Below are 22102 nucleotides of genomic sequence, written 5' to 3' on the forward strand. Positions count from 1 at the left end.
GCTTCATACAAAATTCTATAGCTGCCTATAAGTTCCTGATACTATCCTGATTCATTTCCTGAATTTTTCATCCGCTGTAAGAAGTTGTTTGAAATCAATCAATATAATTGTTACATCGCTTACCCTTCGGCTGCGCTCAGGGTGCGCTTCTGGCAAAGCCGAACCAAAGAGCATTGTAAAAAAATTAATTGATTTCATAGGAGATTCTAAGGGAATATAATATTTTCCAGCTGTTTATAGATGCATATCGAACTGAATCAAATCCATGATCCAATAACTTTCAGATTAATTTTTTACAATTACTTCAGGGTTTATAAATTGCAAAAAAATTAGCGTACGAACCCGTTGAGAAAAATTTAAAAAATGACTGCAATGATGAGCAATCATACAGACCTTCACGGTACCGGAGAAAAAATTTCGCAACTATCATTATCAATTTTAAACCTGCCGAACGGTAATATTTAGCAAAGAAAAAAATCCTATTTACTTTTTTTACTGATCCTGTTACTTCCGGTTTTTTCTTTTGCCCAAAAGCAGGGGCAAGCACTTATTGACTCCCTCCTTTCCGAATTGCAAACGGCAACCGAAGATACGGGCAAGGTGAACCTCCTGATTAATCTTAGCTATAACTACACCCTAACAGATCCTGATATGGCTTTAAAATATGGAAATCAGGGATTGCAACTTGCGGAAAAACTCAATTGGAAAAAAGGAATTGCCAATGCAAACAGAACGATAGGTATCAACTACTGCTTTGGAAAATCCGAATATTCAAAAAGCCTGGATTATTTTTTAAAAGCATTGGACCAGGTGGAGGAAATGAAAGACAGGTCAGGCATGGCAAGGGTGCTCAGTAATCTTGGAGTTGTTTACTGGTACCAATCCGATTTTCCCAAAGCACTGGAATATTATTTTAACGCATTAAAGATAGATGATGAACTGGGTGACAAGAGCGGAGTGGCACGTACACTTGGCAATATCGGTATTGTGTATAACAGCCAGGAAGATTTTCCTAAAGCGTTGGAGTATATGCTTAAGGCAAATAAGATAGATGAAGAACAAGGAAATACCAGCGGAATAGCTTCCAATCTTGGCAACATCGGCGAGATATACAGAAGCCTTTCAGATTATCCAAAAGCATTGGAATATGAAACAAAAGCGCTGAAGTTATGTGAAGAACTGGGAGATAAAAACGGTATCGCCAGAAACCTCGGAAATATCGGAGCTGTTTATAACAATCAAAGGAATTACCTCAAAGCATTGGAGTATTATTTTAAAGCATTAAAGATCAGTAAAGAGTTGGGCCTTAAAATCGGAATGGCAACAAACCTCGGCGATATTGGAGGAACCTATTTAGCTATCGCAAAAGACAGCAAAAAAGAGGAGCTCAATAAACTATTTGCCGGCAGTGAGGCGAGGGCATTGCAACAGGCCAGGGCTTACACAGATAGTGCAATAGTTATACTGAGGGAAATCGGGGAGTTAAATACATTGTTCAGCAATTATGAAAAGTTGAGTGAGATACAGTCATTGCTTGGAGATCAAAAAGGCGCACTGGAAAGTTTTAAGAACTATGCCACCATCAAAGATTCTGTATTTAATATCGAGAAGAATAAGAAGCTGACCGAAACCGCCATGCAATATGAATTCGATAAAAAGGAAGCAGCCGCAAAAGCACAGCAGGAAAAAAGCTACATACGACAACGCAATATCCGCAATTCAATAGCGGCAGGGCTTGCCGGTGCGCTTATTTTTTTAGCAGTAGTTTATCGTCAGCGCAACAGGATTGGCAAAGAGAAAAAAAAGAGCGATGCAGAAAAACAACGCAGCGAAGAATTACTGCTCAATATTCTTCCGGCCGAAGTAGCAGATGAACTGAAAACTACCGGAAGAGCTAAAGCCAAAGCGTTTACGATGGTGACCGTTATGTTCACCGATTTCAAAGATTTCACACGTGTCAGTGAAAAGGTAAGCGCCGAATTATTGGTCGATGAAATACATTATTGCTTCAGCGCCTTCGACAACATCATTCAGAAATACAAAATAGAAAAAATAAAAACTATAGGTGATGCCTATCTCTGTGCAAGCGGTTTGCCTGTTTCAAGCTATACACATGCCGTCGATATGGTAAGGGCTGCAATTGAAATACGCGACTTTATGTTTATCCGAAAAAAAGAGAAAGAGGCCAAAGAAGAAATCCCTTTTGAGTTGCGGATAGGAATTCATACCGGACCTGTGGTGGCCGGTATCGTAGGCCTGAAAAAATACGCTTATGACATCTGGGGCGACACCGTAAATACTGCTGCCCGCATGGAACAAAACAGTGAAGTAGGTAAAGTAAACATCAGCGGCAGCACCTATGAATTGGTAAAAGAACGATTTAAATGTGTGCACAGGGGGAAAATTGAGGCGAAAAATAAGGGAGTGATTGATATGTATTTTGCGGAGTTGTGATGAGCGATGGATGGGTCAGAAAAAAATAACTTCACACAGAATTGCATTGCATCCTACCAACAGTAAGGAATATTGTGGCATGGTAGTGCTACCATTCAACTTTTCGTCTCTGAATGTCACCTGTCCTTCTTGTTTTGTCTGAACAACCATTCCATCATCATCGGATCGCTGTAAGCTGCTATCCAGGAGAAATGGCCAACTTCGGGATATTGTGTATAGCCCGGATGAGCGCCAGCCTTATTTAAAGCTCCTGCCATTTCAAACGACAGTTCAGGACTTACGGCAGGATCTTCAGCACCGGTAAAAATCCAAATTGGAATATGCGAGATCAGGGAAGCTTTTGATGCGTCACCTCCGCCGCAAACCGGTACCGCTGCTGCAAATAAATCAGGATACCTTGCCAGTGCGTCAAACGTGCCAAACCCACCCATCGAAAGTCCGGTTATATAAATACGGTTCGTATCAACGCGGTATTGTGTGATAAGCTGCTGAATAAGTTCCCTCAAAAGCACCATGGGTTTAGCTGGTGAAGGATTAAACTTGACACTGCTGTTTCGATCAGCGAAATTAGCCCAACTGCTATTGTCAGGACATTGCGGTGCCACCACAATAGCAGGATGCAATTTCATATTCTGATCTGTGGAAAAATTCAAGACGCCCCATTTTAGCTGGGCATTGTTATCACTGCCCCGCTCGCCGGATCCATGTAAAAAAATCACCAGCGGATACTTGCGCATAGTGTCATAATCCGGACTTAGCATCCTGTATTTTAAGGTATCTCCTTTTGCAGAGGTATACATTTCATAACTGAATAAAGGCGGTTGTGAAAAAGTATAGGTGGTACTGCCGCAACAAAAAAGCAACACCCATAGGATGGAAAATGGTGATGATAAACGTTTCATTTTTTTGTTTTTCTGAATGTCTGATTACTTCATGTAATATAATAATTTCTAAAAAAAGCCAGCCGCATTTACGGCAAGAGTTCACTTTTCTTACAACCACGTACTATTTAAAAATCATTCATAAATATTTTTTTGTGCAATCATTTATATCTGACATTTTATTAAAGAAAGCAAAATCGGAATGTTACACTTAGGCTCCTTCAAAAAAAAACTTCACGCAATTTGAAACTATTTCTAAGGTTTTTTATGGATAATGCTAAATCGTGCAATTGTTGCAAAATAAATGAAGCCGCTTCAGGTTGGTGAAACGGCTTCTCATAAAATGGCTAACAGTTGATATTAAAACCTTAACCCGTGCGCAATTTGGAGTTAGAGGGTGAACTGACTTTTGACATTTTTTTCTCGTTGAAAAAATTACTGCACCATCAGCTTTTCCATTCGAATGCCTTCTTCCGAAATCATTTGTACGAAATACATTCCTTTTGAAAATTGAACGGTGTTGATTGATAAGGAATGATCCCCTGCTTCCATTGATTCATTTACCAGGTTGGATACTTCCTTTCCATTCACATCAAAAATTTTCAACGTCACTTGCGATGAGTATGTGAGGATGAAATGAATGGTGGTGGTTGCGGAGGAAGGATTAGGGTAAATTTCAAAGCCTGATTGCAATGGCATAACACCGCGGGCTTTCATTGGAGCAGTGGTAAAGAATGCTTTATCTGACCAATCAGAAGTTACTGATGGATGCCTGTTGCACACTCCTTTTACCTGCCACGCGTATTCTGTGCCTGTAGAAAGTTCATTGATAAATTTGACTTCATCGGGGATCTTATCCAAGATGACCCAAGTATCAGTTTTTTTTACTTTGTATCTTAATTTATAGCTGTTAGCATCAGAGTTGGAATTCCATGATAGCAGGATGGAAACAGGAGTGATGTTGCTTGCTGAGAGGTTCAGCGGACTTATACAAAATCCTTCGTCAAACTGACCATCGCAGTTGTCATCGATGTTATTAAGTAATTCGATGGCCCCGGGATGCACAGATGCATCTGAATCATTACAATCAGTATTGTCTAAAACATAACCGGCCGGCATAATGCAGTATTGTGCGATGATCGTATCATTGTCATTTCCATAACTATCATTGTCGTTGTCAGCATATCCAGTGCAGTCTTCACAATTGTCATCAATCAATGCATTGCAATTATCATCGATTCCATTACCGCATACTTCAGCTGTTGAAGGATTGATGGATGCATTGCCGTCGTCGCAATCTCCACCACTTAATACATAACCGGCAGGCACTATGCAATCCGCTGCAAAAAAGCTACTGAAGGGATCACCATGGTTATCACCATCCACATCTGCAAAAACAGTAAGGCCAATACATGGCGCTGAAGAAAATTTTACCACCCAATAATCATCAGAACCCTGGCTCTCTTCATCTTTAGAGCCAGAAATACCGGATTGTGAAGTGCCACCGATCAGGTAACCTTCATCGGATGTTTGAATGTTTGAACGCAGGTAATCAACGCTGCTGCCGCCACTGGTATACTGCCACTCGATGTTGCCTGAATCATCCACTTTCACCATCCAATAATCATAATCACCTTTACTTGTTTGATTTTTATCTCCTGAGATTCCTGAGAATGAAGACCCACCAAGCACGAACCCCCCATCACTGTTTTGAATTACGGAGTTCAGATAATCATGTGAGTCACCTCCAATTGTATTCTGCCATTGAATATTGCCTGAATTATCAAGCTTCACTATCCAATAATCCTCATAGCCTTTGCACGCTTCTGTTTTATCCCCTGAAATGCCGGAATCAGAACTACCGCCAAGGAGATAACCCCCATCAATGGTTTGTATTACTGAAGCCAGAGAATTACTGCCAGTGCCGCCAATAGTATTCTGCCATTTGATGTTGCCTGAACCGTCCAGCTTCACCACCCAATAGTCAGCAGATCCTTGGCTCGCTTCGGTTTTATCTCCTGAAATGCCGGAATAAGAAGAACCACCAAGCAGGTATCCGCCATCAGTGGTTTGAATAGCAGAACCTAAAAAATCCTGACTATTACCACCAATTGTATTCTGCCACTGAATATTGCCTAAAGCGTCCAGCTTCACGACCCAATAATCAGCATAACCTTTGCTTGGTTGATTTTTATCTCCTGAAATTCCGGAATGTGAATAACCTCCAAGCAAGTAACCACCGTCGGTTGTTTGAACAAGATTCTTTAGTTCATCCAGCTTATTACCACCGATTGTATTTTGCCAAACTATATTGCCTGCAACATCAAGTTTCAAAATCCAATAGTCATAGTCACCCTGAGAATTCTCTGTTTTATCTTCTGAAATATTAGAAAAGGAAATGCCTCCAATCAGGTAACCACCATCAGTTTGAACAATAGATCGTACGTAATCTGCTCCAGTACCGCCGATGGTATTCTGCCACTGGATTGTGCCAGTATTATTGAGCTTGACTATCCAATAATCACTAAAAATCTGACAAACTTCTGTTTTATCGCCTGAAATACCGGATTCTGAACCGCCCCCTATAAGGTAGCCACCATCAGTTGTTTGAATTACGCATGACAGTTCATCAATTGAATTCCCGCCAATAGTATTTTGCCATTGAATTTCCGGAGTGCCTTCTGCAGGACAATTGTCATCAATCAACGTGTTGCAGTCATCATCCATTCCATTACTGCATACCTCTATTTTTGAAGGATTAATTGCTGAGTTGCTGTCATTGCAATCCAGGTTGTTAAACACATAACCATACGGCACAGAACAATTTGCATTGAAGTTGCTGTTGGCAGCATCGCCGTAGGTATCGCCATCCACATCAGCAAAAAGCGTGAAACCATTGCATATAAGTTTCACCACCCAATAATCAAAAGTACCAAATGGGCCCTGGTTGGCTTCTGTTTTATCTCCCCCAATGTCCGATCTTGATTCACCTGCCAATATGTAATTACCATCCACCGTCAGACTAACGGAATAGAGATTATCATCATAATTGCCGCCAATGGTATTTTGCCATTCAATATTGCCATTATCATTTAATTTTACCACCCAATAGTCATGCTGACCCTGACTCACTTCAGTTTTATCTCCTGAAATACCGGAGTACGAAGTGCCTCCGATCAGATAACCACTGTCATTGGCTTGAATAACAGAAAACACACCATCATCTGAATTCCCGCCAATTGTATTTTGCCACTGAATATTGCCGGAGCCGTCCAGCTTCACCACCCAATAGTCAGTATATCCCGAAATTCCCTGGCTCTCTTCGGTTTTATCTCCTGAAATGTTTGACCATGAAGTTCCGCCCAGAAGGTATCCTCCACCATTGGTTTGAATAACAGAAATCAGAAAATCATTTCCACTCCCTCCAATAGTATTTTGCCACTGAATGCTGCCTGAACCATCCAGTTTCACCACCCAATAGTCACTCTCACCCTTGCTCGCTTCGGCTTTATCTCCCGAAATTCCGGAAGACGAAAAACCACCAAGCAGATAACCGTCATCAGTGGTTTGAATCACATCATTCAATTGATCATCGTTATTCCCGCCAATAGTGTTTTGCCATAAAATGTTACCGGAACCATCCAGTTTCACCACCCAATAGTCAGAACCTTGGTTCGCTTCCGTTTTATCTCCTGAAATACCCGAAAAGGAACTGCCGCCAAGCAGATAACCTCCATCCGTAGTTTGAATAACAGATCCCAATTCTTCATGGCCGGTGCCACCAATATCATTTTGCCATAGAATATTTCCCAAGCTATCTAGTTTCACCACCCAGAAATCATCATTACTGCCCCCATAGTGCATTTCGGTCTTGTCACCTGAAATATCTGATCTTGATCCTCCACCAAGCAGGTAACCGCCGTCAGTAGTTTGAATAACAGCAGTTAATTGATCCAGGTCATCGCCTCCAATAGTATTTTGCCATTGAATATTACCGGAAGCATCCAGTTTTACTACCCAATAATCCTGATGGTAATCTGTACCTTCACTCCATTGGCTTGGTTCGGTTTTATCCCCTGAAATACCCGATTGTGAAGTGCCACCAAGCAAGGATCCTCCATCAGTAGTTTGAATCATGCATGACAGGTTATCATATGAACTCCCGCCAATAGTATTTTGCCATTGAATTTCAGGCGCTGTTATTTGTGCGGTTACAATTGAATATGTGAAACAAAGAACAGTGATTGAAAGTGTGATTAGATTTTTCATATGAGCATTGATTTTGTAAAAGGTTAGAAATAAGAATACGGAAGGATGGATTGATAAAATCTGGTGGCGAACTTTGTAAACTAACTTTTTCGCTCAGAGATGTTGACATACCACGTCTTGCTTTCAGTGACAAACAAAGTTGAATTCATCTTGCTTTTGGATCCATGACGGTAATCATGTAAATGGATGATATTTCTCATTTATAAGAGTGTCAGGTAATAAGTCAGGTGGCTGCTTCCGGATTTTGAAAAAACGGCTTCAGGAGAGCCTGCTTCTGTTTCTGTTCCTAACAAAATACAGCGCTATAAATATATTTACAACCTGTTGAAGAGGCCTTCGTTTGTCAATAGCATTAACTTTCCTGGTAAGAAGAGATTTGAAAAGCCGGCTTGGTTTTCTTTGCTAACCATACAGCATTCAATACGACCATTTTAATAATTCTCCAGAAGTGTTATGATCTTCTTTTACCTTTTATTTACCTAACAGAAGGCAAAAAAGAATTGGTGAAGAATCAGTAAGAAGTTGCCGATGGCCAGAATAAATAGGAAACCAAAGTGCCTGCAACAGCCATCGTGCAGGCAATAATTACAGCAGCAGAAAATGTTTTCACTGTGAATCCCTTAAACAACTTATCAGTGAGTATGATGACAATTGCAGTCACCAGCAACCTGACAAAAAATGAGAGAAGACCTAACGTAACAATATTCATTGGTAATCTCAGCAGAAATCCCACCGTAGCATTCAGAATGCCTATCACCAATGCAACTGCTATGGCTGTTCCAAAACTTTTGATATCAACGGATGGCAGCAGGTAAGCCAATAAGAAAAGTAAACCTGCATTAATAAGCAGTTCGAGCAGAAAATTCACTTCAATCAGCTTTTAAAGTCATCTCAGAACCATCGCCCGCAGTTATCTTCATGGTATTATCTGTCAACTCTTTCACCGTGAAGTTTTCAGAAACACTGGCCCCTTCATATTGCCACGATAACATGGTTCCATCATAACTCCAGGTACCCTCCCGTGTTTCCATCGGACTGCTCATAGAAACTTTTCCATTGCTGTAAAAAGTGATCGTTTCTTTTTGTTCATCGCGCGTTATTTTATCCTTGTCTCCTTCAGCATCCGTTTCACGCGTGGCATGCCATGTTTTTTGAGAAGCGCCTGATATCATTTGAGAAGGATTATTGTCGGCATCGTTATGTTTAACATCATTTTTACACGCAGTAAATCCAACAACAAACAGCATCGCCATTACAAAGATTGAGATTTTCATAAGTTTCTGTTTTTTATGAATTATGGAATTATAATTTTTTGACCGGGATGAATGAGATCCGGATTCTTAATGACCTCCTTATTAGCTTCAAATATTCTCCTCCACTCATTCGCATCACCGTAGTGAGCCTGTGCGATTTTTGATAGCGAATCTCCCGCCTTCACTTCATACTCCCGCTGAGCATGTGCTGCAGGAGGAACGCTCATCACCGGCGGTGGTGCAACGGTTTTCTTTTCAACCGGTTTCTCCTTTCCTTTTTGGAAAAAATCCATTAGTCCCATAGATATAATTTTTTTTAATTTAAAAAGATCGCGGCCTGTTTTGTTGTCCCGTTAATTTTGACAGCACATTTCCCATGCTATTATAACCTCGTCCACTACTCAATAAAGAAATAAGTGATCCTATTCCTCCCATCGCGTTTGTATTCAAATTTCTACGACCCAATTGGTTGCGAAGCATGCCACTGTTGTAATTTCTTCTTCCCTGCATGCCACCGCTCAGCAGTTTTGCGATGAGCATCGGGCCGACAATTCCAAGCAATCCTTTCGTAAAGTTCGGAGTGTTGATTCCTGCTTGCCTGAATTTATCACTAAGACCAAGAGATTCTAAAATTCCCGGACGTGCAACTTCATCTTCACTTTTTCCTTTTTCTCTCGCATTATCTACAAACTGATCAAGAAGAGAAAACTGCTGCCGGTTAATGTCAAGACGCTGAGCAATTTCCTCAACATTTTTTTGCTCTTCAGGGGAATATTTTCCATCACTCTTTGCGAAGCTGATGATATCGGTAAGCAGTGAAAACCGCAGGTCACTTTGTTTAAGAATGTCAAGGCAGCGCTCCAGTTCATCAGTGGAAAGCTCTTTCGCAGCCCGCACAATACTTTCTTCCTGCTCCTCTGAAAGATCTGCTGATTCCGCCAACGCGCGGAGGAATTCTATTTCCTCCTCCGTAGCGGAATGATCTGCTGTTGCAATGGAAGCAATTGCTCCTAAATAAGCGCCTTTTTCAAGGTCGTTATAGTCTTTGAGTAACTTTTCAGAATTATTCATGCCATCCGCAAGTCGAAATTCATACCAAGGTATAAATGGACACAAGCCATTTAGCAAAATGGATGCTCTATACAATCAGAACTTATCTAATAAAAAAGACTGCCTCATTTGAAGCAGTCTTCTTTACGCATTACTATTTATTATTTATTACTCTACTGTCACTGAAACAGTACCGTAGGCTCCTGCTCCCGAAACGGTAACTGAATAAATGCCAGGTGCGTATCCTGTGATATTTATAGGAACTGCGTTTTTACCCGCAGTGGTAGCTGTTTCAATGCTGAGGACACCATTGTCTTTACTGTCTTTGATAGTGATGCCTGCTTTTCCGCTTTCAGGCGCAATAAACCGGACAACAAAATTTCCATTAGAAGGATTAGGAGAAACATGCACTCTTGTATCTTGATTCACAACTTGTGTCTCTGCAGGAGATTCTATATCAGGGGAACGAATCGTTTCAGTGGCAGGTTTTGTTTCCACCACCGGGGAATTATTTGAGCGAACAAAACTGCGCGACCTTCTAACGCAATATTAAAATGGTTGAATTACTAAATTGTTTAATTAATTTATGGTTTAATCATAGCGGCTTTATTCAGCTTGCGTTCCCAAAACTTTTATGAGGAACAACGATAGCGAGGTTAGGCAGGGAATATCCGCTAATTTGTTTTTAACTTGTCGCCCGAAATCCGGCTGATCAAATTCATCAGCAGGTATTTGTTAAACCAACTTTTTTATGAGAAACGAAAATTTAATTAAAGGACTATCAGTAATTGCTGTGATTTCATTTATGGCTTGTAATCCCCAGAAACCGGCACCTGTAATTGATAAAGAACAAGTAAAAAAAGAAATTCAAGATAAGGAGAATGAATTTGCTGCTACCTATAATTCAGGAGTAGCGAAAAACATTGGCTACTATGCAGATGATGCAATTTCCTTTTCGCAAAACAGAGCACCCTTAGTTGGCAAAGCCGCGATTGTAGAATATATAAAGGCAGGGATTGACTCCTCTTCCTTTGGCAATAAGATTTCATTTGTAACCAATGAAGTTTTTCCTTCCAATGATGGAAATCAAGTTCTTGAACTTGGCTATTACACACTGGTTGACTCTTCTGATGCGCTGATTAACTCAGGTAATTACATGGTTTTATTTGAGAAAAGAAACGGAAAATATGTTAGCGTAAGAGAAATGAGTGCCTCTGATATTCCGCTGGAATAATAGCAGACTCCATATTTTTCGAGGCTGTCCGAAATGTATTTTCGGACGGCCTTTTTTGTTTGTTATATTGTAAGAACTTGTTTTGAAATGCAAATTTGGTTTTACAGTATTGAATTATTGACACCCTTCGTGAAGTCAAAGGTTAAGCGGTGTAACAAAAAAAAATAATCATAGTAGCTTCTAAGAAGTTGTTTTGAAATCAATCAATATAATTGTTACATCGCTTACCCTTCGGCTGCGCTCAGGGTGCGCTTCTGGCAAAGCCGAACCCTGAGCGCAGCCGAAGGGTGTTCCAAAGAGCATTGTAAAAAAATTAATTGATTTCAAAACAGATTGTAAGTTGTCTAAATTTACTTTTACGCGTTGAAGCCGGTATGATCATAAAAAATCCCTGATAACATCAAATGCTATCAGGGATAAAAATTATTTTTAATGGGTTAATCTAAGGTCTGAAACAGGAAATAATTAATCATCTTCTTCCACCGCCACCACCTCTTCCACCACCGCCTCCCATTGACCGGCCTCCTCCTCCTCCCATGGAACCACCGCCTCCGGAAGGCCGAGATCCACTCATCGAACTCCCGCCCGAAGGACGTGAGCCACCTCCACCAGTACTATAACGGGATGCTCCATTTGAACTGGGCCTGGATTGAGAAGTTCCGGTTGAAGGACGTGTTCCACTTGATGCACCCGTTGAAGGACGTGTACCACTTGATGAACCCGTTGAAGGACGAGTACCGGTTGATGACCCGGTTGAAGGACGTGTTCCACTTGATGAACCGGATGAAGGACGAGTTGCAGCCGAAGATCCCGATGAAGATCCCGGACGACTTCCAACTGAACCGCCCGATGTGCCAGTACCGGAAGAGGCACCCGGACGACTTCCTACCGAACCGCCACCGGTAGATGCTCCAGGGCGACTTCCTGTCGAAGATCCATTTGACGGACGTGTTGCCGCGGCTCCATTATTATTCCTGTAATTACCATTCGAATTATTACGGTCCACAGTACTGGAGGTATTTCTGTTACTATTGTAATTATTGTAATTATTGGTGTTGTGAATGACTGTTGTATTGCCATGATAACCATAGCCACCGTAACCATGATAGTGATAATGATTGCTGGCATAGATACCAATAGCCATTACTGAAAATGCTGCAAAATAAGGTGGATAATATCCGTAATAGTAAGGCGGAGCATAAGGGACATACGCCGGTGAATACACATACTGAACGATCGGCGCAGATTGAACTACTACAGTGGTAGTTGTTGCGGGAGCACTTACAATAACAGTGTCAGTGCCTTTATATCCGGGATTGGAAGTAACGGCGGCGGTTTTCGATTCCGTCAGTTCAACAATATAATCTTTGCCATACAGATCTTTATCGCCTACAGCCTGCACCGTAACTTTTTTGTCCTTGTCTTTAGAAACTAATATTACCGCCACATCCTGTTTTTCACTTTCAGTCACATCCACCTGAAGTACAAAGGTGAAGTCGTCACCATCTTTCTTTGAAATTACCTTTATGAAATCAACCTTTTTATCCAGATTCAAATCAAGGTTATTAATTCCTGTTTTTTCCAGGTTTAATGATTTTTCAAATTCCTCAATAGTCTTGGAATTTTGAAAAAGATCCAATACAGCATACAAATCCAGGTTGTCTCCCGGCAAACCTAACAATGTGGAATCCGTTGCTGCAGCATTTTCTTTTTGAGAAAAGGCAGGATGAGATAACAAGCTAATGGTTAACACCGCGATAAAACTGTATAAAAAGTTCTTTTTCATTCTATGTTAATTTGGATGCAAAAATACTTATTTTATCTACTCTATTTTTAGTTGGCTCAACCGACATTGATTAGTGGACGTCACTCCTTTTTTTCAGCTTATGTTTTTATGGTTTAAATGTATGTTTCACTTACGTCATAGTTGTTCCTGTTGCACAAACATTACGAAGCACTCTTGTAAATGTTTGCGCTGATGTGAATGTTTTCCCCTGGTTACAGATCCTGATTTTTTGCTGAGAGAAAAATACTTCAGTCACTTTCAATATCGATGAAAGTTCACTATAATTCAGGAAAAAATCTTTCTCCATAGATCCAGAAAAGAAATTCAAAAGTTTCGAACACTCGTAAAACCTGTATAGTTGAGCATCCTATTTTAAAATCCGATCCTCATCAAATCATCTTAGCCATCCAGTCCTTTGTTGCGTTAGCAAGTATTTCCACCGAGTTCAGCTTACCGGCTTTGAAAGCATGATTCGCTCCTTCGATTTTTAGTAAAGTTGCATTTTGGAGAGATGAGCAAACTTTTTCGAGAAGAACCAGCGTAGCGAATTCGTCGCGGGTGCCGGATAAAAAAAGCATGGGTTGCTTTACTTCTTTTAAATGATCACCTCTTTCCATCGAGGGTTTGCCGGGCGCGTGAAGCGGGAAGCCGTAAAAAATAATTCCTTTCACTTTAGCATTGTTATGAGTTGCCAGATATTGTGAGCTCATTCTTCCACCGAACGATTTACCGGAGATAAACAATGGCAACTTCGGAAATTGTTTTTCTGCATTTCTGATCGCAGCTTCGATTGTTTTATGCGCGACCGCAGGAACATCAGGCCTTCCTTTTTTATTTTCTGTAAAGGGAAAATTAAAACGCAGCGTCGTAATGCCTTTCTCAGCAAGTGATGCTGCCAGGGTGGTAATGAAAGGATGGTTCATGCCGGCACCTGCACCATGTGCAAGCGTCATTACACCAAAATTTTTTTCAGGAATGAGATATGCTCCCGAAACAGAACCGATCTCTGAAGAAACTTTTATCGAAACCTGTTTACTTTTCATCAGGTGAAGATAAGAACTGTTACAGGATGAAGCTCCAACTTTTGCTGCTCGTTGTACGACAAACTATAAAAATAAATGCAGGCTGTCTGAACGATTTGCAAAATACAAAGGATCGTCAGTGTTTGCTTCTGTTTACAGTACCGAATTCATTACCAAAAATGTTTTAAAAAAAATTCGCTCGCAAAGATCGGAAAGGAAAAAAGGTAATCTAGCTTTGTGTCGTTCCCGGATATTTTTGTAACGTGTATTGCGCGACCTTCCCTCAAATTGTTCAAGCAAAGAACGGAAGTATAAAAATGATTTTTCTGTTGGATATGCACACAAACAGGGTGTGTTTTCTTCTATGTTCTTACCTGTTGCCCCATTTAATAACCGTTTACTAACCCAACATGGCCGTTTACCAATTGCAATTGCGGAACTGTTATCGCCACGTTATTTTTAACATGCGATTCGATTTCTTTCCTGATTTATAAATAATAAGCGTGAAATGAATTTCAATCGACCAGTTAAAAACTTCATTACATCACTTCATTAAAAACAACTTTTAAAAATGAAACACAGACTTTATACCCTTCTTGCCCTGTTAGGTTTTTCAACCTCCGGCAATTATTTACATGCACAATGGTCCACCATTCCTGCGGTTGACAATGCCATTAATGCGTACCCGAATCCAAATTGGAACAATGGTTTCTACTTTTGTAAGGATGGGAAGAACGGTGCAATTTATTCCTGGATTCAGATTGAAAATTCCACCGGTCAAAACCATACCTATATAAACCGGACTGATAAGAACGGCCAGGTAAAGTGGGGCAGTTCAGGTATTGCAGTAGCGTACAATGTTTCTGCCGCGCAATATCCGATGGGAATATGTGAAGACGGATCAGGTGGCTGTTATGTAGCCGTTCAGGACGGAGGCAGCGGTTACAACGTACTGATCCAGCATTTTGATTCCACCGGCGCGGCACTTTGGAATGGCAGCGTGCAACCTTTTACTTATGATCAGTCCATTGGCCAGACGGAAGTTTGTATGTTGAATACAGGTAGCGGCGTTTTTATAACGGCTGGTTGTGTTGTGAGCGGAGGTTCAGAAGGTATCAGGGCACAAAAGATCAGCTATAACGGCAGCAAGCAATGGGGAGCGGCAGGAAGCATTGTGAGAAATTTTTATTCTGACCACCGGGCGCCGGTAGCGGTAAGCGATGGGAACAATGGATACATCATTTGCTGGCACGACTGGCTTCAGCACAGGGCAAGAATGCAACGGCTCAATGCAAGTGGAGTCCGGCAACTGGATACCGCCGGTATTGTACTGAATCCTGTTAATGCGTTGTCCGGAACAATTCGCCTCATCAGCGATGGCAACAGCAGTTTTATCGCATCCTGGGCGTTCAGTTATGGAAGTGGTGATGGCGTGGCCGCTCAAAAATTTAATAAAAACGGCAGTAAGCAATGGGGCAGCAATGAACTGATTGTCTGCGATACGGTGGGTACCCAAAGCGCACCTGCTCTTATTACTGATGGAGCAGGAGGATGTTTTATGAGTTGGCTCGACGCAAGAACGATGGACGGTTACGGCTACATTTATGCGCAGCGGCTGAATGGCAGTGGCGTAAAACAATGGACGCCACAGGGTGTAAAAGTGTCGACCCACAACGCATACACGCATGATCTGGCTCCGGGTGTAAATGGAGGAGTAAAAGTGGGATTATCTGTTTTTTCGAATAACGCGTTATATGGTCAGTTTCAGTTGATCAGTGCAACGGGAACGCTTGAAGCAGGCGCAACCGGATTGACAATTACAGCGCCTATCAATTACTTATTCAACAATGGTTCGATGCTTCCGCTGGATAATTTCGAAACGCTTCTTTTCTTCGAAGCCAATTCATCTCAGGCCTATGCAAAGAAGATTCCTGCACAATGCGCCATAGACGAACCAACCGGACTTAGCGTAACCACCTCCTGTTCACCCAACAGCGCCAACCTGAAATGGGAAGGAAACCTGTTCAGCACCTATGAGGTACGCTATAAAATTACTACCGCACCCTCGTGGACCACACTGGGTAACCAGGGACATGTAAACAGTTACCTGTTTAGCGGCCTTCAACCCAACATCCAATACAGCTTCTCGGTGCGCGCTGTTTGCGATTTGACGAATGTCAAAACACCGTGGGCAACCAAGAAAAAGAAAACACAGAACTGCCGCCTCGGTGACACACCTGACGTTGCGATTACATCAACAACTATAAACGTATATCCAAATCCGGTTAATGCAAGTGCAACGGTGGAATATTGGAATGCGGAAGGCCTTCCGGTTTCATTTGCTGTGATGGATGTTACCGGTAAGGTGAGAATGGAAAAACAGGATCTGATGGAAAGCCAAGCCGGGCTCATGAAGATTGAATTGAATACGGAAGATCTTGCGCCGGGCTTATATATTTGCCTCATCCGATGTGGTTCAGTCTCTGCCAGTAGTAAGTTTATTGTTCAGCATTAGGATTTGTAACTAACCTATTCCGGTTTTAGAGGAAAGTATGAAATTTAAAGTGTGCCGGATAAACACATGATTTGCGCGAATGACATGACTGCATTCGCGCAAACTTGCTTGTCACTGGAGTTTGGTGACAATCACATCCTTAAAAGTCCACATGCCATCTGAATTGAATTTTGATTCGAGCGTAATCAGACTCATATTCATTCCGCTCGTAATAGGGGGAATATAAAAATCGATACTCTGGTAAACCGGCACCATAGCAACAAAGTGCGACTGGGTATCGCTGCTACCTATCCTCCACTCACCGGATTTACCGGGAGCAAACCCGACACTTACCCGGAACTGTACCGTGAAGGAATCTCCGTTCTTTACATTCGTAAGCCACACTTCCACTTTACCGCTGAAGTCGCTACTTCCAAATGGAAAATCAATAACTGGTTCAGTTGGGAAAAAACTATTGCAGCCGACGGCAGTAAGATATCCTTTATTCACATCTATTGTTTTTGCTGCGGACAATGTAAGATAGGTTTGAACAAATTTATATGTGCCTCCGGCCGCATCAATCATCTGTTTTAATTGCACTGATGTATATTTCTTCGGCAAATCAACATCGACGTTTAAATCACGTACTACAGGGTTATTGAGTGAAATCAGCTTCATGGCCTTTTCACTTTTCTGGTTGGTTGCAGTTGGCTTTTTCATTTGATCGAATTTTATGAAAGATATTAAATTATATGATGTAAATGTAAGTTTTGAATCCCCTAAGTAATTAAGCTATACGTAAGGAAATGTATTTATCCAATTGCATTTTCAGTTATGAATAAATCGTCCTCGCTCTTTTAATCTTTCGAACACATTTTTTCAGAGTATTGTAACAAGGCATACCGGTTCAAAAAAGCAATATACTTTTCACTACCTTGTGTAAACTGACAAATCAGCACGAATAAATACCGATGACAACAACAAATGAATCATGAAAAAGCTACTACTACTTTTGGGATTCCTGATTTTAATCACATCACTTGCCGAAGCACAAAGCGATAAAACCTGGATTGATCTCGACGGCAGTAATGATTTTTTAGATTTCGGAACTGATAACATCCTGGCTGGTAAATCTCAGTTTACCGTGGAAATGAGAGTTCATTTTGACAGCAACTCAGGAGACTTCACGTTAATCGGTCAGCGAAATGCCGACAACAACAGAACCATTGTGCTTCAAAGATGGGCCGGAGCTTTTTACTTGTTTTTGTCAAATGGCAATTGGGGTACTTGTTCATTTATTCCATGCCTTACAAATATTTATCACCTAGCAATCGTGTATGATGGGAACGGACTTTCCAACGACACCCGTTTGAAATTGTATATCAACGGCGTATTACAAACATTAACCTACAATGGAACCATCGATCTCATTTCTTATACCACCTCCCCTGCTGCCAATCTTGTTTTAGGATGTGAACACAATGGACCATCAACGCAATTGCAATTTCTCAACGGGCAATTCGGTGAATGGTGTGTATGGAATTATCCGCTTACTGCAGCAGAAATTAATAACAGGGTCGTTCCCGAAGTTTCAGGCTCTGAAAACGGCTTGCTTGAATATTTTCATTTCAACAATGGAATACCAAATGGAAATAATACAACCATTACCTCTTTTGCCGGAGGTAAAGGTATCTGCACCATCACGACTGTTAACCTTGCTATGAATGGCTCTTCCTCAAACTTTACCGGAGGTCCGGTCTCGGTGACTGTTGACGATAATGTTATTACTTCCAATTTAAACGGTGCATCCTACCAGTGGCTTGACTGTAATAATAATTTTGCCATTATTCCAGGTGCAACTGCGCAGAGCTACACTGCCACACCCGGCAGTTATGCTGTTCATGTTTCTGATGGTTTCTGCAGCGATACTTCTGACTGCACATTAATTATCCCAAGCGCAGTTCCTGATTTACAATTACAGCAGTTCATCATTTATCCCAATCCTGTTGCGGATGAATTGATCATTGAAAATAAAACAAACAAGGAAAAACTGTTTTTTGAAATTCTTACTACAACAGGCCAGGTTGTATTCTATGGCGACATGATGGAGACAACAGTTGTTCAGGTTGCTGATTTCGCTGCCGGAATTTATTTTATAAAAATTACTGGAGACAATTTTAATGAGTGGAGGAAAGTGGTGAAGGATTGAGTTGCTATTTCCTCTGCCCACGTCTCCTGAAATTTCAAAATCCACTACATTATTGCACGATCACTAATCATGAAATGCATAGTAATACAAAGATCAGATTACTTCCTTCCTAAATAAAAAAGCTGCTGTCTCAAAGTGAAACAGCAGCTTGATAATTACATGATGTCAACCTTAATGTTGTACCACGATTTGTTTACTTAACCGAATGCCTTGCTGATCATCCGAAGCAACCAGGAAGTAAGCGCCATTCGCTAAGTGAGAAACATTCATCTGGAAACTGTTTTCACCCGAATGGATCTGCATCCTTTCACTCATCACCAGTTTACCGCTATGATCGATCAGACGCACCAGCACGCTTTGACCTTCTTCTCCTGATAAGGAATAATTAAATGAAGCGGTTGCAGGATTTGGATAAATTTCATTCAAAGTAAAACCAGCAGCATTCACTTCTTTTGCAAAGCCCAACTTGATGGTTTTGATTCCTGCGGCATTAGTTTGATTATTGGTAATGTTAGGTGCAGTGGTATAACCAAAGGTCACCGGATTGACTGCTCCGTCTATTGTAACCGTGTTATTCAAAGTAGCAGTCGCATTTACGCTTACTACCACAATAAAATAACCCTGGTCTCCGGCAGCAATCGTCCGGTTAACAGACACTGAATAAAGATGCGGCGCAGCGAAAGCGGCTGAAGTAGAATTTAAAAATGAAGCGCCTGTAAGATTCGGTGCCGTTGCATTAAAATAAATAGCCGCAGTAGTAAGATCATTGTTATCATGCGTACCGGTAAATGTGAACTGGATATTATTTACCGTCACGGGTTCGGTGGACGCTGCCATCAAAACCGGATAAATAATGTTGTTCGAACTTCCTTGTAAAATATTTCCTGCAGCAACAGACGACGTAGTTAAAACTAAATCAGCGGCCTGGATTTTCTGAGCTTTTGCCTGGTTAGATTGTTGATCATCTATATTAGGTGCAGTGGTATATCCAAAAGTCACAGGATCAGTATCGCCATTAATTTGAATGGTTTTGTTATCGGTTCCGGTGCTGCTGATCGATGCGACGATAATAAAGTAGCCTTGTGTTCCTGCTGATAAGGTGCGATTGATAGAGACAGAATAAGTATGTGGAGCAGCAAAAGCAGCAGAGGTAGAATTTAAAAATGAAGCGCCGGAAAGATTAGGTGCGGTAGCGTTGAAATAAATGGCGGCAGTGGTAAGATCATTATTGTCGTGTGTTCCGGTCATGGTGAAAGTGATGTTGTTCACCGTTAGCGGCTCCGTGGAAACGGCCATTAAAACAGGATAGATGATCACGTTAGAAGTTCCCTGGTTCCAATCAGCCACTGCCACTGTAGAAGATGTCAGAACAATATCGGCTGCCTGTATCTTTTGCGCTTTTGCTTCATTGGATTGCTGGTCATCTACATTGGGTGCAGTGGTGAATCCAAAAGTAACAGGGTTGAGATTGCCATTGATCTGCACGGTATTGTTATCTGTTCCTGTGCTGCTGATGGATGCGACAATAATGAAGTAACCCTGTGTTCCTTCAGATATAGTGCGGTTGATAGAAACAGAATAAGTATGCGGCGCAGCAAAAGCGGCAGAAGTAGAATTTAAAAATGAAGCACCGGAAAGATTAGGTGCGGTAGCATTGAAATAAATGGCTGCAGTCGTAAGATCATTATTGTCGTGTGTTCCTGTCATGGTGAAAGTGATATTGTTCACCGTTACAGGTTCAGTGGAAACAGCCATTAAAACAGGATAAATGATCACATTGGAAGTCCCCTGGTTCCAATCAGCTATTGCCACGGAAGAAGAAGTCAAATCAATATCGGCTGCCTGTATCTTCTGCTCTTTTGCTTCATTGGATTGCTGGTTAACTACATTGGGTGCAGTGGTGAATCCGAATGTAACAGGGTTGAGATTGCCGTTGATCTGCACGGTATTGTTATCTGTTGCTGTGCTGCTGATGGATGCGACGATAATAAAGTACCCCTGAGTTCCTGCAGATATGGTGCGGTTAACAGACACAGAATAAGTATGCGGTGCAGCAAAAGCGGCAGAAGTAGAATTTAAAAATGAAGCGCCGGAAAGATTAGGTGCGGTAGCATTGAAATAAATGGCGGCAGTGGTAAGATCATTGTTGTCGTGAGTTCCGGTCATTGTGAAATTGATGTTGTTCACCGTTACAGGTTCAGTGGTGACAGCCATTAAAACCGGATAGATAATCACATTGGACGTTCCCTGATTCCATCCTGCTATTGGCACCGCAGAAGACGTCAAGACGATATCGGCTGCCTGTATCTTCTGTGCTTTAGCTTTATTGGATTGCTGATCATCTATGTTTGGCGCGGTGGTATATCCAAAAATCACGGGGTCAGTATCTCCGTTTATTCGAAAGGTTTTGTTATCCGATCCTGTGCTGCTGATCGATGCGACGATAATAAAGTAGCCCTGTGTTCCTGCAGATATTGTACGGTTGATGGAAACAGAATAGGTATGCGGCGCAGCAAAAGCAGCAGAAGTAGAATTTAAAAATGAAGCACCGGAAAGATTAGGTGCAGTAGCATTGAAATAAATGGCTGCGGTTGTAAGATCATTGTTGTCGTGTGTTCCACTCATCGTGAAAGTGATGTTATTCACCGTTAGCGGCTCAGTGGAAACAGCCATTAAAACCGGATAGACGATCACGTTGGAAGTTCCCTGGTTCCAATCAGCTATTGCAACCGTTGAAGAAGTCAAAACAATATCGGCTGCCTGTATCTTCTGCGCCTTTGCTTTATTGGATTGCTGGTTGTCGATAATTGGAACAACTGTATATCCAAATGTGACAGGATTAATAGCACCATCGATTTGTACGGTATGGTTATCGGTACCGGTAGAACTAATGGATGCAACAACAATAAAATACCCCTGCGTTGCGGCTGATAAGGTACGATTGATGGAAACGGAATAAGTGTGCGGTGCAGCAAAAGCTGCCGAGGTAGAATTTAAGAATGAAGCACCAGTCAGGTTAGGTGCAGTTGCATTAAAGTAAATGGCTGCAGTAGTAAGGTCATTGTTGTCGTGTGTTCCGGTCATGGTGAAGGTGATGTTGTTCACCGTTACAGGATCGTTGGTAACTTCCATTAGAACTGGGTATACAATTACATTGGAAGTGCCCTGGTTCCAATCAGCCACTGCCACGGAAGAAGTGGTGAGTTTCACATTCGGTACAGCGTATGTCTTTGTGATGCTTACTGTTAATCCTGCTGCTAACAGTAAAAAAAAGTAGATTGCTTTTTTCATGTGCTTTTTTGATTTTTAGATGAGTTGAATAAAAAGGCGAGTATAGATTCTTTGAACTCTTTAAACAGTTTCAGGAATCAACAATACCAGCCGGTTACATTTGCGTGATAAAAAAAATTTAAAAGGAAAAAAACTTATCGGGAATTGAATTCAGCGTAC

Annotated in this window: 16 protein-coding genes; 4 read left to right on the top strand and 12 right to left on the bottom strand. The window is 41.4% G+C overall.

The annotated features are described in order from the left end of the window. The first annotated feature begins 570 nt into the window (after positions 1-570). A complete protein-coding gene (locus tag IPO83_18740; GenBank protein MBK9733294.1) occupies positions 571-2454 on the top strand; it encodes a tetratricopeptide repeat protein in 1884 nt (627 codons plus the stop codon). Positions 2455-2570: 116 nt separating this feature from the next. On the opposite strand, the gene IPO83_18745 is transcribed toward IPO83_18740, so the two are convergent. The 7 genes from IPO83_18745 to IPO83_18775 form a co-directional block, all read right to left on the bottom strand. After that, entirely contained in the window at positions 2571-3356 is a 786-nt protein-coding gene (locus tag IPO83_18745) for a prolyl oligopeptidase family serine peptidase (protein MBK9733295.1), read from the bottom strand. 414 nt (positions 3357-3770) lie between these two features. Next, positions 3771-7604 carry a T9SS type A sorting domain-containing protein gene (locus tag IPO83_18750; GenBank protein ID MBK9733296.1) on the bottom strand — a complete coding sequence of 1278 codons (3834 nt, stop codon included), beginning with the start codon at positions 7602-7604 and terminating at the stop codon, positions 3771-3773. 511 nt (positions 7605-8115) lie between these two features. Further along, positions 8116-8472, bottom strand: coding sequence for a phage holin family protein (locus IPO83_18755; protein MBK9733297.1), 357 nt, complete (start codon positions 8470-8472; stop codon positions 8116-8118). A gap of 1 nt (position 8473) precedes the next feature. Next, on the bottom strand, positions 8474-8878 hold the full coding sequence (locus IPO83_18760; GenBank protein MBK9733298.1) for a lipocalin family protein: 405 nt from the start codon (positions 8876-8878) through the stop codon (positions 8474-8476). A gap of 20 nt (positions 8879-8898) precedes the next feature. Continuing rightward, positions 8899-9159, bottom strand: coding sequence for a LysM peptidoglycan-binding domain-containing protein (locus IPO83_18765; protein ID MBK9733299.1), 261 nt, complete (start codon positions 9157-9159; stop codon positions 8899-8901). 19 nt (positions 9160-9178) lie between these two features. Beyond that, on the bottom strand, positions 9179-9928 hold the full coding sequence (locus tag IPO83_18770; GenBank protein ID MBK9733300.1) for a TerB family tellurite resistance protein: 750 nt from the start codon (positions 9926-9928) through the stop codon (positions 9179-9181). Between the two features lie 147 nt (positions 9929-10075). After that, positions 10076-10405: a hypothetical protein gene (locus tag IPO83_18775; protein MBK9733301.1), complete on the bottom strand. Its 330-nt coding sequence runs from the start codon at positions 10403-10405 to the stop codon at positions 10076-10078. Positions 10406-10658: 253 nt separating this feature from the next. On the opposite strand from IPO83_18775, the gene IPO83_18780 reads away from it, so the two are divergent. Continuing rightward, positions 10659-11141, top strand: a complete 483-nt coding sequence (locus IPO83_18780) for a nuclear transport factor 2 family protein (GenBank protein MBK9733302.1) — start codon at positions 10659-10661, stop codon at positions 11139-11141. Positions 11142-11610: 469 nt separating this feature from the next. Here IPO83_18780 and IPO83_18785 read toward each other — a convergent pair whose 3' ends face one another. The 3 genes from IPO83_18785 to IPO83_18795 form a co-directional block, all read right to left on the bottom strand. Then, positions 11611-12927, bottom strand: a complete 1317-nt coding sequence (locus IPO83_18785; GenBank protein MBK9733303.1) for a hypothetical protein — start codon at positions 12925-12927, stop codon at positions 11611-11613. Between the two features lie 130 nt (positions 12928-13057). Then, positions 13058-13234, bottom strand: a complete 177-nt coding sequence (locus IPO83_18790) for a hypothetical protein (protein MBK9733304.1) — start codon at positions 13232-13234, stop codon at positions 13058-13060. An 82-nt stretch (positions 13235-13316) separates the two neighbouring features. Next, positions 13317-13970 (bottom strand): dienelactone hydrolase family protein, encoded by a 654-nt coding sequence (locus IPO83_18795; GenBank protein ID MBK9733305.1) that lies wholly within the window; start codon positions 13968-13970, stop codon positions 13317-13319. 550 nt (positions 13971-14520) lie between these two features. On the opposite strand from IPO83_18795, the gene IPO83_18800 reads away from it, so the two are divergent. After that, positions 14521-16464: a fibronectin type III domain-containing protein gene (locus IPO83_18800; GenBank protein MBK9733306.1), complete on the top strand. Its 1944-nt coding sequence runs from the start codon at positions 14521-14523 to the stop codon at positions 16462-16464. A 111-nt stretch (positions 16465-16575) separates the two neighbouring features. Here the strand turns inward: IPO83_18800 and IPO83_18805 are convergent, their stop codons facing one another. After that, positions 16576-17163, bottom strand: a complete 588-nt coding sequence (locus IPO83_18805) for a hypothetical protein (protein MBK9733307.1) — start codon at positions 17161-17163, stop codon at positions 16576-16578. Between the two features lie 271 nt (positions 17164-17434). Here IPO83_18805 and IPO83_18810 point away from each other — a divergent pair, with 271 nt between their 5' ends. Continuing rightward, positions 17435-18652, top strand: a complete 1218-nt coding sequence (locus IPO83_18810; protein MBK9733308.1) for a T9SS type A sorting domain-containing protein — start codon at positions 17435-17437, stop codon at positions 18650-18652. 171 nt (positions 18653-18823) lie between these two features. Here the strand turns inward: IPO83_18810 and IPO83_18815 are convergent, their stop codons facing one another. Then, positions 18824-21943, bottom strand: a complete 3120-nt coding sequence (locus IPO83_18815; GenBank protein ID MBK9733309.1) for a T9SS type A sorting domain-containing protein — start codon at positions 21941-21943, stop codon at positions 18824-18826. Positions 21944-22102 lie beyond the last annotated feature (159 nt).

The organism is Chitinophagaceae bacterium (assembly GCA_016717285.1).
GTDB lineage: Bacteria > Bacteroidota > Bacteroidia > Chitinophagales > UBA10324 > JACCZZ01.